The 13104-nt window shown below is 44.5% G+C and carries 16 protein-coding genes; 6 read left to right on the forward strand and 10 right to left on the reverse strand.

The annotated features are described in order from the left end of the window. Positions 1–40: 40 nt before the first annotated feature. The gene (locus ACMXYP_RS03780) at positions 41–907 is read left to right on the forward strand and encodes a Tim44 domain-containing protein (RefSeq protein WP_415883678.1); all 867 of its coding nucleotides are present in this window, start codon (positions 41–43) and stop codon (positions 905–907) included. A gap of 72 nt (positions 908–979) precedes the next feature. On the opposite strand, the gene yaaA is transcribed toward ACMXYP_RS03780, so the two are convergent. Together yaaA and ACMXYP_RS03790 are read right to left on the reverse strand one after the other, a co-directional pair. Next, a complete protein-coding gene (gene yaaA / locus ACMXYP_RS03785) occupies positions 980–1756 on the reverse strand; it encodes a peroxide stress protein YaaA (RefSeq protein ID WP_415883679.1) in 777 nt (258 codons plus the stop codon). 107 nt (positions 1757–1863) lie between these two features. Next, positions 1864–2139 (reverse strand): hypothetical protein, encoded by a 276-nt coding sequence (locus ACMXYP_RS03790; protein WP_415883680.1) that lies wholly within the window; start codon positions 2137–2139, stop codon positions 1864–1866. Between the two features lie 223 nt (positions 2140–2362). On the opposite strand from ACMXYP_RS03790, the gene ACMXYP_RS03795 reads away from it, so the two are divergent. Then, positions 2363–3640: a tryptophan--tRNA ligase gene (locus ACMXYP_RS03795; protein ID WP_415883681.1), complete on the forward strand. Its 1278-nt coding sequence runs from the start codon at positions 2363–2365 to the stop codon at positions 3638–3640. Between the two features lie 189 nt (positions 3641–3829). Next, positions 3830–4672 carry a sulfurtransferase gene (locus ACMXYP_RS03800; protein ID WP_415883682.1) on the forward strand — a complete coding sequence of 281 codons (843 nt, stop codon included), beginning with the start codon at positions 3830–3832 and terminating at the stop codon, positions 4670–4672. A 2-nt stretch (positions 4673–4674) separates the two neighbouring features. Here the strand turns inward: ACMXYP_RS03800 and ACMXYP_RS03805 are convergent, their stop codons facing one another. Then, positions 4675–5499 (reverse strand): DUF547 domain-containing protein, encoded by an 825-nt coding sequence (locus tag ACMXYP_RS03805; RefSeq protein ID WP_415883683.1) that lies wholly within the window; start codon positions 5497–5499, stop codon positions 4675–4677. Positions 5500–5685: 186 nt separating this feature from the next. On the opposite strand from ACMXYP_RS03805, the gene ACMXYP_RS03810 reads away from it, so the two are divergent. After that, positions 5686–6615 carry a Dyp-type peroxidase gene (locus ACMXYP_RS03810; protein WP_415883684.1) on the forward strand — a complete coding sequence of 310 codons (930 nt, stop codon included), beginning with the start codon at positions 5686–5688 and terminating at the stop codon, positions 6613–6615. A gap of 70 nt (positions 6616–6685) precedes the next feature. Then, the gene (locus tag ACMXYP_RS03815) at positions 6686–6871 is read left to right on the forward strand and encodes a hypothetical protein (protein WP_415883685.1); all 186 of its coding nucleotides are present in this window, start codon (positions 6686–6688) and stop codon (positions 6869–6871) included. A 72-nt stretch (positions 6872–6943) separates the two neighbouring features. On the opposite strand, the gene cysK is transcribed toward ACMXYP_RS03815, so the two are convergent. Beyond that, a complete protein-coding gene (gene cysK, locus ACMXYP_RS03820; RefSeq protein ID WP_415883686.1) occupies positions 6944–7912 on the reverse strand; it encodes a cysteine synthase A in 969 nt (322 codons plus the stop codon). A gap of 206 nt (positions 7913–8118) precedes the next feature. On the opposite strand from cysK, the gene ACMXYP_RS03825 reads away from it, so the two are divergent. Beyond that, complete coding sequence (locus ACMXYP_RS03825) at positions 8119–8589, forward strand: tetratricopeptide repeat protein (protein ID WP_415883687.1); 471 nt, start codon at positions 8119–8121, stop codon at positions 8587–8589. Here the strand turns inward: ACMXYP_RS03825 and ACMXYP_RS03830 are convergent. The 6 genes from ACMXYP_RS03830 to ACMXYP_RS03855 form a co-directional block, all read right to left on the reverse strand. Further along, a complete protein-coding gene (locus ACMXYP_RS03830) occupies positions 8586–8960 on the reverse strand; it encodes a DoxX-like family protein (RefSeq protein WP_415883688.1) in 375 nt (124 codons plus the stop codon). The genes ACMXYP_RS03825 and ACMXYP_RS03830 overlap by 4 nt on opposite strands. Next, positions 8950–9402, reverse strand: coding sequence for a thiol-disulfide oxidoreductase DCC family protein (locus ACMXYP_RS03835; protein ID WP_415883689.1), 453 nt, complete (start codon positions 9400–9402; stop codon positions 8950–8952). Before ACMXYP_RS03835 ends, ACMXYP_RS03830 begins: the two co-directional genes overlap by 11 nt. Beyond that, a complete protein-coding gene (locus ACMXYP_RS03840) occupies positions 9395–10552 on the reverse strand; it encodes a saccharopine dehydrogenase NADP-binding domain-containing protein (RefSeq protein WP_415883690.1) in 1158 nt (385 codons plus the stop codon). The genes ACMXYP_RS03835 and ACMXYP_RS03840 overlap by 8 nt, the downstream gene beginning before the upstream one ends. Positions 10553–10641: 89 nt before the next feature. Further along, positions 10642–11040, reverse strand: coding sequence for a GFA family protein (locus tag ACMXYP_RS03845; RefSeq protein ID WP_415883691.1), 399 nt, complete (start codon positions 11038–11040; stop codon positions 10642–10644). 26 nt (positions 11041–11066) lie between these two features. Then, on the reverse strand, positions 11067–11657 hold the full coding sequence (locus ACMXYP_RS03850; RefSeq protein WP_415883692.1) for a tRNA-uridine aminocarboxypropyltransferase: 591 nt from the start codon (positions 11655–11657) through the stop codon (positions 11067–11069). 4 nt (positions 11658–11661) lie between these two features. Continuing rightward, positions 11662–13077: a DUF4139 domain-containing protein gene (locus tag ACMXYP_RS03855; RefSeq protein ID WP_415883693.1), complete on the reverse strand. Its 1416-nt coding sequence runs from the start codon at positions 13075–13077 to the stop codon at positions 11662–11664. Positions 13078–13104 lie beyond the last annotated feature (27 nt).

The raw sequence follows: 13104 nt of genomic DNA on the forward strand, positions 1-13104 counted from the left end.
TTATTTAGGAGAAACAATGCGGACTTTTTTGGTTACTTTAATGGCGGTATTTTTGATTTCGCTTCCTATCGCTGAGACAGCTGAAGCTAAGCGCTTTGGTGGTGGATCTTCATTTGGTAAAAGCTTTTCTTCACCTAAAAAATCACAGCCTGCTCAACAGCAACAAAAGCAAGCTGATAAAACGACAACAAACACAACTACAGCACCTAAGAAAAAAGGTTTTGGTGGTTTGATGGCTGGTTTGTTGGCGGGTGGTATTTTTGGCGCGTTACTATTCGGTGGGGCGTTTGAAGGTCTGCAGTTTATGGATCTGATTCTAATCGCTGCGGTGATCTTTATTGTTTACAAAATCTTCTCGATGCGAAAACAGGCGCAGCGTCCGGATTACGCAACGCAAGGTGGTCATGGGCCAGGTCAGCCTTATACACCAGAACAGCAGCCACAGCCAATGCAGCGCGAAGCTCAAACTGAGAACGTGCAGGAGTTTAAACCAATGCCTGCTTATGATTCCGGTTGGGGTGATTCTGCTGAGATCGAGATTCCTTCTTGGTTTAATAAAGACGCATTCTTGGAAGGTTCCCGTGAGCACTTTGTAAACCTACAAAAGGCTTGGGATCGTTCTGATTGGGACGAAATCCGTACTTATACTTCTGAAGAGTTGTTTAATGCGCTTCAGCAAGAGCGTGCTAAGTCACCGGCTGATCAGGTAACAGAAGTTGTATCGGTTATGTCGGAGTTAGCTAACTTCATCACTCAAGAAGATGAGGTGATTGTGAGCATTAACTTCTACGGCTGGTTGAAAGAGAATGCCTCTGAAGCGACTGAGTTTAATGAAACGTGGCACTTGGCACGTGATATGACTAAAGAAAATGCGGATTGGTTTATCGTAGGTATCGAGCAAAACTAAGCTTATACCCACCACTAAAAAAGCCAAAGCAATATGCTTTGGCTTTTTTGTATCTGGGATAAGCGAAGAGGTTTACTCTTCGTGATCGCGAATGAATGTCCAAGTATCGCCTTCAGACATGCTCTCAGCGAAACGGTAACCTTCAAGATCAAAGCCTTTTAAGTCTTCAGGGTTTTCGATCTTGTTTTGAATAATGTAGCGGGTCATCAAACCTCGAGCTTTTTTAGCGTAGAAGCTGATCATCTTATATTGACCATTCTTCCAGTCTTTAAACGCTGGTGTAATGATACGTGCGGAGATGTTTTTCTCTTTAGCTGCTTTGTAGTACTCATTAGAAGCAAGGTTGATCAGTACCTGCTCTTTCTGCTCAGAAAGCTCTTGATTCAATCGCTCACAGATCTGAGTACCCCAGAATTCGTATAGGTTTTTACCGCGGCTATTCGACAGCTTTGTGCCCATCTCTAAGCGATAGGGTTGCATCAGATCGAGCGGTTTCAACACGCCATAAAGACCTGAAAGGATGCGTAGGTGATCCTGTGCAAAAGCTAGGTCTTCTTCCGATAAAGTTTCAGCGTCTAACCCTGTGTATACATCACCTTTAAATGCTAGAACGGCTTGTTTAGCGTTCTCAGTATTGAATTCAGGTGTCCATGATTCATAACGGGCAACGTTTAAACTGGCCAGTTTGTCGCTCAACTTCATCATCTGAGCAATATCCTGTACGGAATGCTTTTTCAGTTCATCAATGAGAAGTTGGGAATGATCAAGAAACTCTGGCTGGCTGTATGTTTCAGTGACAGGGGCAGTTTCATAATCCAGAGTTTTGGCAGGTGATACGACAATCAGCATAGGAAGAATCTATCTTTGCAGTAAAAAGTCTCTAGATAATAACCCTGTCTGTAGATACAAAAAAGGCCATTTTTAATATGGCCTTTTCTGGATCGAATCATCTGCAATTAAGAGGCGGTTCGTTTCTTGTAAAGCGTATGAGCAACAGTGCAGATGGCTGTGCCAACACAGACGAGTAGCGCTGGAATCAGTGGGTTTTCTAACGTGCCGGTTATTTTCATTAAAAGACCAGAAATAAGGAAACCGCCGAACAGGCATAAAATGCCTGACATCACACACATTACGATTGCATTGAGATTACGCTCAGGGCTTTGAAAAATGTACCAGCCAGCACTGGCAAACAGAGCGGATAAAGTAACCCAAGAAGCGATAGAATCAGTCATAAAATTCTCAGTATTGTTATTGTTGTAGGCCTATTAAGCCCTAACCTAGCAGCGCTGTCATCTCGACATTGGGTGGATACAAGAAACAGCAAAGGAATAGTGAGGGTTATGGGGGCAACCTCCACGTTTTTTCGGTATTATAACCGCCATTAAATTAGTGACATATATTGAGTTGCCACATTTTTTATAGCGGGCAACGCCATGCAGATTAGAGAAGTGAATAATGGATAAGAAAACTGTTCTGACGGGTATCACTACTACAGGTACACCTCACATTGGGAATTACTTGGGTGCGATTAAGCCTGCCATCGAAATGAGTCAGACAGGTGAGTACAACAACTGCTATTTTCTAGCTGATTTCCACGCATTAATTAAGTGCCATGATCCAGAGCGTGTTGCTCAATCAACGCGTGAGATCGCAGCGACTTGGTTAGCGTTAGGCTTAGATACGGATAAAGCGACGTTCTACCGTCAAACAGATATCCCTGAGATCACGGAACTAACGTGGATTCTAACCTGCATGTGTTCTAAAGGTCTGATGAACCGTGCTCACGCTTACAAAGCTTCTGTTGATGCTAACCGCGATGCGGGTAGCAGCGATCTGGATGATGGCATCACAATGGGTCTGTTCAGCTACCCAATCCTAATGGCAGCTGACATCCTGATGTTCAATGCCGATCTTATCCCAGTTGGTAAAGACCAGATTCAACACATTGAGATGGCACGTGATATGGCGGGTCGTTTTAACCACACTTACGAAAACCTATTCACATTGCCAGAAGCGGTAGTGGATGAGCAGACTCAGCTAATTCCGGGTCTGGATGGTCGTAAGATGTCGAAGAGCTACGACAACACGATTCCGTTGTTTGCTTCTGCTGATGAACTATACAAGCTGATTAAGCAGATCAAAACGGACACGCGCGAGCCGGGTGAACCTAAAGACGCTGATAACAGCACAATCTTCCAGCTATACAACTGCTTTGCTAATGAAAATGAAGCAGCTGCAATGCGCCAGCAGTTCGAAAACGGTATCGGTTGGGGTGATGCGAAGAAAGAACTATTTGAGTTCCTAGACGCAAAACTGTCTGCTCCACGTGCTCGCTACAATGAGTTGATGAACGATCTTGGTGAAGTGGAAGAGGTTCTACAGAAGGGTGCAGAGAAAGCACGTGAAATCACTGTGCCGTTGATGGATAAAGCGCGAATTGCGGCTGGTATTCGCCCATTAACTTACGTTGCAGAAGCTAAAACGGAAGTTAAAAAGAAAAAAGAGAAATCTGCAGAAGAGATTGCACGTGCTGAAGAAGGCCGTCGTCGCGGAATCTTGATGCAACTTAAACCTATGCTTGAGCAAGTTGAGCAAGCTGACGATAAAGCAGCGGCTGCGCAATCTGTGATCGCTGAGAAAACGGCTCAGGTTGAAGGCTTGAAAAAGAAACAAAAGCAGAAAGCTCAGAATGAACTTGATCTACTTAAAGAAGAGCTAGCGGCTTACCTATAAATCGAAAAAGGCTAAGGAACCTGCTAACAAGTTCTGTAAGCCCCGCAGGGTGGGTTCTAAAACGACCATCTACTTTGTCAGTCAGCTTGAAAAGGTCCAGACATTTCGCTGCACTGACTTTCGCGTATCTGGTCGTTTTATAGCCCTCTGAGAAAGTATGAAACTTATTAACAGGTTCCAAAGTTAAATATGTTTACGACAATCATTAGCGCCGAAGAGCTTCAGAATCACATATCAGAATCTGATTGGGTGGTTTTTGATTGTCGTTTTAACTTAGCGGATACCTCGGCGGGTAAAAATGCCTACCTTGAAGGGCATATTCCAGGGGCGATCTATCTCGATCTTGATCAGGATCTGTCCTCGTCGATTACACCAGAAACAGGACGACATCCGTTGCCTGATTTAGAACGGTTTGTCGCTCGTTTAGTGCAGGCGGGAGTGAGCAATAATACTCAAGTCGTTGTTTATGACGATTGTGCTGGGGCCATGGCGGCGCGTTGCTGGTGGTTGTTACGTTTGGTGGGGCATAAAGCGGTAGCGGTGTTGGATGGTGGTCTAGCTTCTTGGCAATCGCTAGGTGGTGAGTTAAATGATCATATCCCACAACCGACTTCTACTGCGTATACATTCTCGTTACTGCCAAATCAGAATTTGACGGTAGCAGAGGTTGAACAGGCACTTGATGCTCAGTCCATCTATCTTGTTGATGCTCGTGCAGCCGAGCGCTATAGAGGTGAGGTGGAGCCAATCGACCCAATCGCTGGTCATGTCCCAAGTGCTTTAAACCGTCCACTGACGGATAACTTAGCCGAGGGTAAATTTAAGCCAGCAGCTCAGCTTCGTGAAGAGTGGTTAAGCGTCTTAGGCGGTAAATCGGTTGAAGCCGTGGTTCACATGTGTGGGTCCGGTGTGACAGCTTGTCACAATCAATTGGCGATGGAAATTGCGGGATTGAGCGGTAGCCGGGTTTATAGTGGTTCTTGGAGCGAGTGGATCAGAGATCCAGCTCGTCCAATTGCGACTAAGTCCTAAATTTATCTACCAATCTCATTAAGATTCCAGTCGTAGTGATAGCCTGAAACCTCTGTAGCGTGTTTCAGTTTCTCTTTTAGATCAGCATTGGCGTATTGCTTTAGGTGCTCGATCAGCTTACTTTCGCTGTTGCCAAAATCCTCTTTAAACCACTTATAAATACTGGAAAGGTGCAGGTCATTACCTTCAAAGCGTGCGCCTCGAGGGTGGTTTATATAATCCTTCGCGCCTTGATTTAGAAGCTGTTCGCTATTGTCTGCGGTAAAGGCCTGAGGTTGAAGGTTGGGGCAGCCGATTGATGCACAGTTAACGGCATAGTGGATGCGTGGGTCTTTCCAAATAGGGCGAAGGATACGATGTTCAATATCGTCTAGGCTGACTTGTTTCCCGTTCACTGCCAGAAGTTGTTTTTTCCACGGACCATCGCTGAAAAAGCCCGGTGAAATATCGATATCCCGAATCGACTTTACGGGGTAATGATCGAGAATCACATCGACCGTCAGCGCGTTATATAAATTGATCCAATAAGTTTGCTGTTCAGCGCGGTTGTATTGATGAATATTAATAGCAGCTAAGCGTTGAAGATAAGCTTTAAGTTCAGTTCTATCTGCTGAAGATACATTGGCGTAGTTGATCAGATTGATGCCATCAGAAGAGCGCTTAACATAGCGTTGCAGGTATCGGTCCCAGGCAGAATGGTCGATAGTGGCTGTGCTTGATTGATCATGTTTAAGCCAAAAATCCCAAAGTTCGGCACTTGGGGCTGCAATAGCTAGGGTACTGAAAAGCCATAGGCAGGCTGTTGCCAAGAATTTATTTATCATCATTCACTACTGTTCATTAAAAGCGTGTTTTAAGTGTGACTTTGAATATTGCTGAAAATTCCCTCACATAATATTTTTACAGCTCTATTTAAAAGATCTATTGAAGCGATCAATTTAAATCAATGTTGGCAGAGGCAAGATCTCTCTATACTGTGATGGTAATTATCGAGGGATTTTGAGGACATTGTTATGGTGCAGTATCAAAAGGGTGTGATTGCAGAGGCAAGCCCGTTTGCTCTTTTTCTGACGTTTAATCAAACTCGAACAGCTGATGCGTTAAGCAGGGTAAAGCAGCTTTTAGCAAAAGTACCTGGCCTTGAGCGTGAATTTAACCAAAGCTATCCAGATGGCGAGATTCATATCGTAGCAGCGATCGGTAGCCACTATTGGTCTCAGCTGCAGATTGGACCTGCACCGAGTGCTCTTAAGCCATTCCCAAATTTCGAAAATGGTGAGAACGTTGCACCTAATACACCTGTAGATCTATTTTTTCATATCCGGTCCCAAGGGAAAGACCTTAACTTTTTAGTCGCGCAGAAGCTTCGAGAGGAGCTAGCTGATGCGGTAACGCTGGTGGAAGAAATCGAAGGATTTAGATATCTGGATTCGCGTGATCTTACTGGTTTTGTCGATGGTACTGAAAACCCTGAAGGAGATAACCGAGTCAGTGTGGCGGTTGTAGGTGAAGAGGATGCCCAGTTTAGTGGTGGTTCTTATATTCATATCCAACGTTATGAGCACAATATGCCATTCTGGAACGCGCAGCCTACTAAACTGCAGGAAGATACTGTCGGGCGAACTAAAGCGGATAATATTGAGTACCCATCCTCAGAAAAAGCACTCACAGCGCATACCAAACGGACTTCTCTGAAAGATGCTGATGGCAACTCCATCGAAATACTCAGACATAGTATGCCTTACGGTGATACTCAGACGTGCGGGTTACTTTTCGCTAGTTACTGCCGTACACCGGAAAACTTTACACTGATGCTGCAAAGCATGATCAAGGGTGATGGCCATGGTCATACCGATCACCTTCTAAAATATACTCGAGCGGTAACAGGGCACTCGTTGTTTGCTCCATCGGTGTCCTTTTTAGAATCGTTGGCTGATAATTAAGCAGCTTTACTGATGTTGGGCTAAGCTTAAGGGTATGCTTTTAAAAAGAGTCGATATTATGCAGCCCAATATGAGGACCAGAGCAATCGCGGTTGTCACCGTTGATGGGGAAAATTACGAAATTGATGGATGCTATAAAGGTAAGCAAAGAAAGGCGTCTTGGTTCAATGTCATTAAAACAAGTGATCGGAAAATACAGGTCGAACACTTAGATGAATTTCCTTCTCATGAAAAGATTCGTGAAATATTAAATTGATCTGCAAATTAGTTAATAAAAAAGCCAGCTATGATGCTGGCTTTTTCGTTTATGTGAACTTTTTAGTAAGACTTATTGCACCATTTCGTTGTCGGTGAACATGCCTTCAAACAGAGCTGAAGATAGGTAACGCTCGCCAGAATCTGGAAGGATAACAACGATGTTCTTATCTTTGTTTTCAGGCTGTTGCGCAACGCGAAGTGCAGCACATAGCGCAGCACCGCAAGAGATACCTGCCATGATGCCTTCTTTTTCCATTAGCAGGCGTGCTGTTTCAATAGCATCTTCGTTGCTTACCTGCTCAACCTGATCAACTAGTTCTAGGTCTAAGTTTTTCGGTACAAAGCCAGCGCCAATACCCTGAATCTTATGCGGAGATGGTTTAACTTCTTCACCGTTAATCGTCTGTGTAATAACTGGTGAAGAAACAGGTTCAACCGCAACGGATGTGATCGCTTTGCCTTGAGTGTTTTTGATATAACGAGAAGTACCAGTGATCGTACCACCTGTACCTACACCTGCGACTAGGATATCCACTTGGCCGTCTGTGTCGTTCCAGATCTCTGGGCCTGTTGTTTTTTCGTGGATTTCTGGGTTAGCCGGGTTTTCAAACTGTTGTAGCATCATGTGAGTATCTGGATTCGCATCCACGATCTCTTGTGCTTTATCAATCGCACCTTTCATGCCCTTAGCAGGTTCCGTCAGAACAATTTCAGCACCTAGTGCTTTCATGATCTTACGGCGCTCAAGGCTCATAGACGAAGGCATAGTGAAGACAATGTCGTAGCCACGAGACGCTGCAACGAAAGCTAGTGCAATGCCTGTGTTACCACTAGTCGGCTCAACCATGGTCATACCCTGTTTTAGGGCACCGCTTTTTTCAGCAGACCAGATCATGTTTGCGCCGATACGACATTTTACGGAGCCAGCTGGGTTGCGAGATTCGATCTTTCCGAAAATATTCAGGCCTGGAGCAAAACGCTTAAGGTGAACGAGCGGAGTGTTACCAATAGTGAGGGAGTTATCTTCGTAAATCTTCATTCTGCTACCCTGTTTAATCCTTTTTATTAGGCGATATATCTAAAATGAATATATGTCGCGTCTTTTATTCGTTATCAAGTCTAGAAGTTGTATCTCAGAATTGCTGCGCTGATCAAGGCTTTTTCTATGTTTGGTGATATTTACAATCTTTAGGGCCGATGATGGTATTATTTTCACGATCTCAATTGCCTTTTTAGGGTCTTATAATGCGTGCATTTAATCGACTTCTAGCGCCTGTTATTTTTGCTATCGCTTATGCGTTGTTCCGCTCATCGATAAAACAGCGTTCCAAGAAGAAGCATGACTTTGTGATGAAATTGTTTCGATTTGCGGCCGATAACGGTCATAAACGTGCATTGTCTGTGTATGGGCATTTACTGCATTTCCGTGGAGATGGCGTACAAAACCGCATTCAGGGAGGGATTTACATCCAGCAGGCGGCGGAAAAAGGTGATGCAAAAGCGCAGTATCAAATGGGTAAAATCTTTGAAGAGGGTTTTGAACATTATTTTCAACCTGACCCGACCAAGGCGTTAAAGTTTTACACACAAGCAGCCGAGCAGGCGCATCAACTTGCTGTTCGTCGCTTGGTCGATATCTATACCGATGGCGAGCTAGATCAAGAACCTAATCAAGAGCTAGTAAAGCAGTGGCAGGCTAACCAGTCTCAACTTTAGTAGGTTCGTTCTGAATTGCTGCGGATAATCAGATAGCAAAATACCAGCCCCATCAGGTTAGTGGAAACGGGGTTGAATGCTTCTATGAGTAAATCGGGGCGAACTGCTGCAACAAAACCCAGTAAACCGACCAAAGAGAAAGCTGCCAAATATACTGGGAATAGGTGCTTTCTTAAAAAGATAATCATCAAGCCTAAAACAACCTCAGCGGACCCCGCCGCGGGTGATAGAAATGTTGCATCCTCTCTAGTAAAACCTCCCGCTTCTACCAATTGCTTTTCTATTTCGCTTAACCAAATTATTTTTGGGACTAAACCGTGATAGATAAACAGTACACCCAAAGTTAGGCGGCAAATCAAATTAGTGGTCATCCAGAAATCTACCTTGATAGTCGGGAGAGGGAAGGCGGCAGTAATCATACTTACCAAAGAGTTTGTAGCGATTCAGAGCAATTCGATCGTACAACCAGTTACGTAAAGCGGCGGGTAGTATTCTAAAGAGGTTAAGTGCTTTCCAAGGGTAGCCAAGCTGCGCGACGATATTTAAGAAGGCGTCGCTCTTTTCAAAACATTGTTCACCTTCGACATAGAGCATGGTTTCGTAAAATGAACGGGGATATCCAAAGTGTTCGAGAATGGCCTGCCCCTGCTCAGATTGCACTGAGCAGAGTTTGAATTGGCGAGTTTTATCATGACTGATAATGAAATTTTCCCAGCCATTACAGAGTTTACAAACTCCATCAAATAGAATGACTTTGTCATGCTTCTCCATATAGGGAGGGAGTTGTGGCTCTGTTGGACTTTGTTCAGTCATTTTCTAAAACCTGTTGGTGGATATCCCAGTTTTCAACTTCCTTTGTGAACTCCTCAAGTGTAAATAAACCTACGCAAGCCTGCGCGCCAGTTTCTGACAACTGACCCTTAGCTATTTTCTTCGCCAGAATAATTGAGGCAATCGTTGGAATGTAAGGCCCATCGCCACTCTCGGCAATTAGATTCCATATAATGCGTTGAGGTTCATTTTTGTGGTTCAGCCCTTTGAGTTCCATATACATGCCGCCCACATCAGATCCTAATTGTTGCACCCAAGTGCTTATCAAGGTTAAAGGGCGTGAATAACGCGCAAGGTTTTTAATAAATTTAAAGCGAGGGAGATAGGAAAGGCTCCATAAGCCTAAATGTAAAAAGCTCAGCTCTAATCCTGCATAAAAACGGATCGACTCTAACCCTGGATAGCGTTGCTGAAAAAGAGTCAGATCAGGGATGTCGCAGTTGGCCAACCAGCGGCTGCCTATGGGGGACGGGAATTTATGTCGATGCGTGTTCTGCCAGCCTCTTACATCTTGCCAGCGGTTGTCTCGCCAACGTTTGAAGTTCAAGCCGCTGTAACTAAGAATGGCTTTAACCGTCGCTTCTCCACGTTCAGTTTGATTTCCAGGGGCGATGCCGTAGTTGAGTTCTTGTAAAACTTTGAAGCGCGATTTGTAGTGCTCGATAACAGCGGAAGATAAACCGGGGACACTGCTTGCCCCTGTGATTGCAATTACGGATTGCTGTTGTGCTTGATCATTTAGGCTTTCAAAGCCTTCAACAAATAATCGTCCATCGGCAAGATCAATATAATGAATACCTGCATCGATGCAGGCTTCAGCAACATTATACCCTTGTGCTTGAAATGGGCCTGATGTGTGGATAACTAACTTGGCAGTGCTGATACTCAACTGGTCTGAGATATCAGCAGAGTTGATGTCGAGTGCTAAGGTTTTAAGCGGGTTTATGGCGGTCGTGGATAACTGCTTAGCTAAAGCTTCCGCTTTTCCTTCATTGCGACCAGCAATAATCACTCGGATATTGGCTTCCTTCGCCAATGTTTCAGTGATTTTCTTACCAAAGTTACCGTAGCCTCCTATAACCAGAATTGGGTAAGGCTGTTTCTTGGTTGACTGTTTATCCTTTAAATCCATTTTGGATAACGCCTTTGTAGAGGTTTTGTTTAAGCTATCAAAGTTATGACTACGATGGAAATTTCAGTATTAACTACGATGTTATTTATCTATTTTATTAGGGCGGCTTCAAACTGAGAAACGCCCTCAGGCATAACTTCCCAGCGCGCTTTTGAGCCTACATATATGTGTTGGCCAATATCGATCTCAGGGTCACCATTTACGCAACCTAAAGTAACTTGTAATACCTGATCGTTGTGTACGGTACACAAGGTTGACCCGCACTTTTTGCAGAACTTTACGCCGTAACCTTGTTGGTTAGTGTATGAGGTTAAGAGGGATTCTCCGCTTGTCCACTTGAACTGATCCGGTTCGACAAAAGCAACTGCAGAAGCTTGGGCGTTAAATAACTTGCGGCAGCGGGAGCAATGACAGGATCGGCCGTCTTTTAAATGGCCATCAATACGGTATGTCACTTCGCCACAAAAACATTCACCGGTGATTGGCATCCATATTCTCCTTAACTATTGGTCGGCTAGTTCTGTTTAGATCGTTTGTATTGAGTCATAAAGATCTCAAAGGTTCGATCTAACTCGTCTGCGGCGCTGTTTTCATTATTGAGTTTTAACAGCTCTGTGACGGTTTCTGCCGTACAGAGATGGTCTTTATCAGGATTGCGGCGTAGGTCGTAACGACTTGGCGTTTCTGGATCGAACGCCAGTAATGGTAAGTCGGATAGCCACGGGCTTTTGCGAACGATCTTACGTACCTCCTTCCATGTACCGTCTGGAATAATGATCAGAGTTTTTCTATCTGGTGTACTCCCTGTGAATTTCTTGCTTCGACTAATAAGCTCGGGGCGGTCCGCAGGGAATAGCAGCCAAGTATCGGTATTCTTATCTTGAATGCGATCGATTAACTCTTGTGGCGGGTCGGTACGTTGCCAGATATAGATTGAGCTGTTAGGCAAAACCTTTTGGATAATCTTGCTGGTGGTTGTTGGACGTGGCGGCTCATTTTCGTGTAGCAGCAATGCTAACTTTAATTGGCTACCTTGAGGTGTAATTTGGCTGCAGCAGCAATAGGGAGTTGCTAGACCACAGCCTTCACAAAATGAATCGGGCAAAGTGTTATCGTTTTTCCATTTGAACTTTAAATTTCAGAGTTACTTCGCCTTGAGGAGGTACTTCCAATTTCCAGCGCGCACTGCCGCCCATCACTTTTTCAAATGGGTGGCTACTCTCTTTCATCGCCCATTGTAGCGGGAAATTACCGGTCATTTCTAATTTTGCGGCGGTGGTACGGCTGTTACTGATTTTCAGCTCCTGCGCAACCATAAAGCCGTTAAAGGTCTTACTAAAATGCGTTTGCTTACGGTGGATAGATACATCGAAGGCTTTTCCTTGCTGGATCTTAACCTCATCGTTTTCACCAGTATGTCCAATGTTACCGCCCCCGGCAAACTGCAATGAGCCTTTGCTGTCAGGGGTAAACGTGCGAACTTTACCAGCAGGTAATGGCGTACCTAGATTACTCTTTTTATCGTTTTTAAAGGTCAACGTCAGTTGAGGTTTTACTCGATGCTGATTGCGTTCCAAGGTTGGGTAGATCAAGAATTCATAGTTATAGCTACGTGCTACAGGGATCTCTTTGGCTGTAAGGAAAGATACCTGTTTTACTTGCCCATTTAGCAAGTCTACCTTGCGAGGGAGATCGAATAGGTGGAAGTCACCTAAGCTCTCTTGTGCCATGGTTTTAGGCGCTGAACGAGCCATCGCGCCGACTGCAAAATCGGCCTGAAGCATCTCTGCATGGCGATTGCTGCCAGGGTTATTTAGGCTGCCTGCAACGAGAGATATTTGTGTGTCTTTGTAATCCGCACCAGTATTGTTGGTTAAACTAGCAAGGCCGTCTAGGGAGGCTTTATTACCTGCTTCATTCAGGGTTAAAACGTAGTCCATTCCCCAATTCAAACCGCCTGTCAGATAACTGATACGAGAGAGTTGTGACTTCGATGTGCCAGCGGTGCGGAAGTTTACGCTTGGCTTGCTCAATAGCTGTGGCGGTAGGCTAGGGAAAATGAATCGCCACTGATTATTAAGCGGAATACTTTCAAAACGGTTGTTGCGCTTAATCAGAGCGCGGTTACCGTCCATGTTAAGCAACTCCACCTGACTAATAACTTCTTGGCCTGAGACAGGGTTTAAGCGCGCTAGTTGCAGCTGCTTACCTACATAATGTTTCAGCAAATTGCGCTGGTTTAGCAGATTAGTATTTAAGTTTTGCTCTAAAATTTTTCCTGCATTATCAATCCGCAAGCTTTCGACTTGAAGCTGTTCACTGACATCTTCCAGTGTGATTTTCTGATCTGTACGTAGTGGTGGAAGTTGGCGTGTTTCTCTAACTAAACCCAAGTTTTGGTTATACAGCGTTAGATTAAGTGACTTGCGTTGCTCTGAACTGATTTGAAGAGCGTCCGCTGCTTGCGCAGTGAATGGTAGAAGGCCCGCTATAAGCAAGCACAGGTATGATTGGCGTTTGTTCATATCAATATTGTCCCTGAATCTTTATTC

The sequence above is a fragment of the Neptuniibacter sp. QD34_54 genome, assembly GCF_047778055.1.
Taxonomy (GTDB): Bacteria; Pseudomonadota; Gammaproteobacteria; order Pseudomonadales; family Balneatricaceae; genus Neptuniibacter.

What these genes read in the sequence shown, in the direction of transcription:
- ACMXYP_RS03780 (WP_415883678.1), top strand. Translation starts at nt 41, where the DNA reads ATGGCGGTATTTTTGATTTCGCTTCCTATCGCTGAGACAGCTGAAGCT.
- ACMXYP_RS03830 (WP_415883688.1), bottom strand. Translation starts at nt 8,960, where the DNA reads ATGACCACTAATTTGATTTGCCGCCTAACTTTGGGTGTACTGTTTATC.
- ACMXYP_RS03800 (WP_415883682.1), top strand. Translation starts at nt 3,830, where the DNA reads ATGTTTACGACAATCATTAGCGCCGAAGAGCTTCAGAATCACATATCA.
- cysK (WP_415883686.1), bottom strand. Translation starts at nt 7,912, where the DNA reads ATGAAGATTTACGAAGATAACTCCCTCACTATTGGTAACACTCCGCTC.
- ACMXYP_RS03825 (WP_415883687.1), top strand. Translation starts at nt 8,119, where the DNA reads ATGCGTGCATTTAATCGACTTCTAGCGCCTGTTATTTTTGCTATCGCT.
- ACMXYP_RS03790 (WP_415883680.1), bottom strand. Translation starts at nt 2,139, where the DNA reads ATGACTGATTCTATCGCTTCTTGGGTTACTTTATCCGCTCTGTTTGCC.
- yaaA (WP_415883679.1), bottom strand. Translation starts at nt 1,756, where the DNA reads ATGCTGATTGTCGTATCACCTGCCAAAACTCTGGATTATGAAACTGCC.
- ACMXYP_RS03805 (WP_415883683.1), bottom strand. Translation starts at nt 5,499, where the DNA reads ATGATGATAAATAAATTCTTGGCAACAGCCTGCCTATGGCTTTTCAGT.
- ACMXYP_RS03855 (WP_415883693.1), bottom strand. Translation starts at nt 13,077, where the DNA reads ATGAACAAACGCCAATCATACCTGTGCTTGCTTATAGCGGGCCTTCTA.
- ACMXYP_RS03810 (WP_415883684.1), top strand. Translation starts at nt 5,686, where the DNA reads ATGGTGCAGTATCAAAAGGGTGTGATTGCAGAGGCAAGCCCGTTTGCT.
- ACMXYP_RS03815 (WP_415883685.1), top strand. Translation starts at nt 6,686, where the DNA reads ATGAGGACCAGAGCAATCGCGGTTGTCACCGTTGATGGGGAAAATTAC.
- ACMXYP_RS03845 (WP_415883691.1), bottom strand. Translation starts at nt 11,040, where the DNA reads ATGCCAATCACCGGTGAATGTTTTTGTGGCGAAGTGACATACCGTATT.
- ACMXYP_RS03795 (WP_415883681.1), top strand. Translation starts at nt 2,363, where the DNA reads ATGGATAAGAAAACTGTTCTGACGGGTATCACTACTACAGGTACACCT.
- ACMXYP_RS03840 (WP_415883690.1), bottom strand. Translation starts at nt 10,552, where the DNA reads ATGGATTTAAAGGATAAACAGTCAACCAAGAAACAGCCTTACCCAATT.
- ACMXYP_RS03835 (WP_415883689.1), bottom strand. Translation starts at nt 9,402, where the DNA reads ATGACTGAACAAAGTCCAACAGAGCCACAACTCCCTCCCTATATGGAG.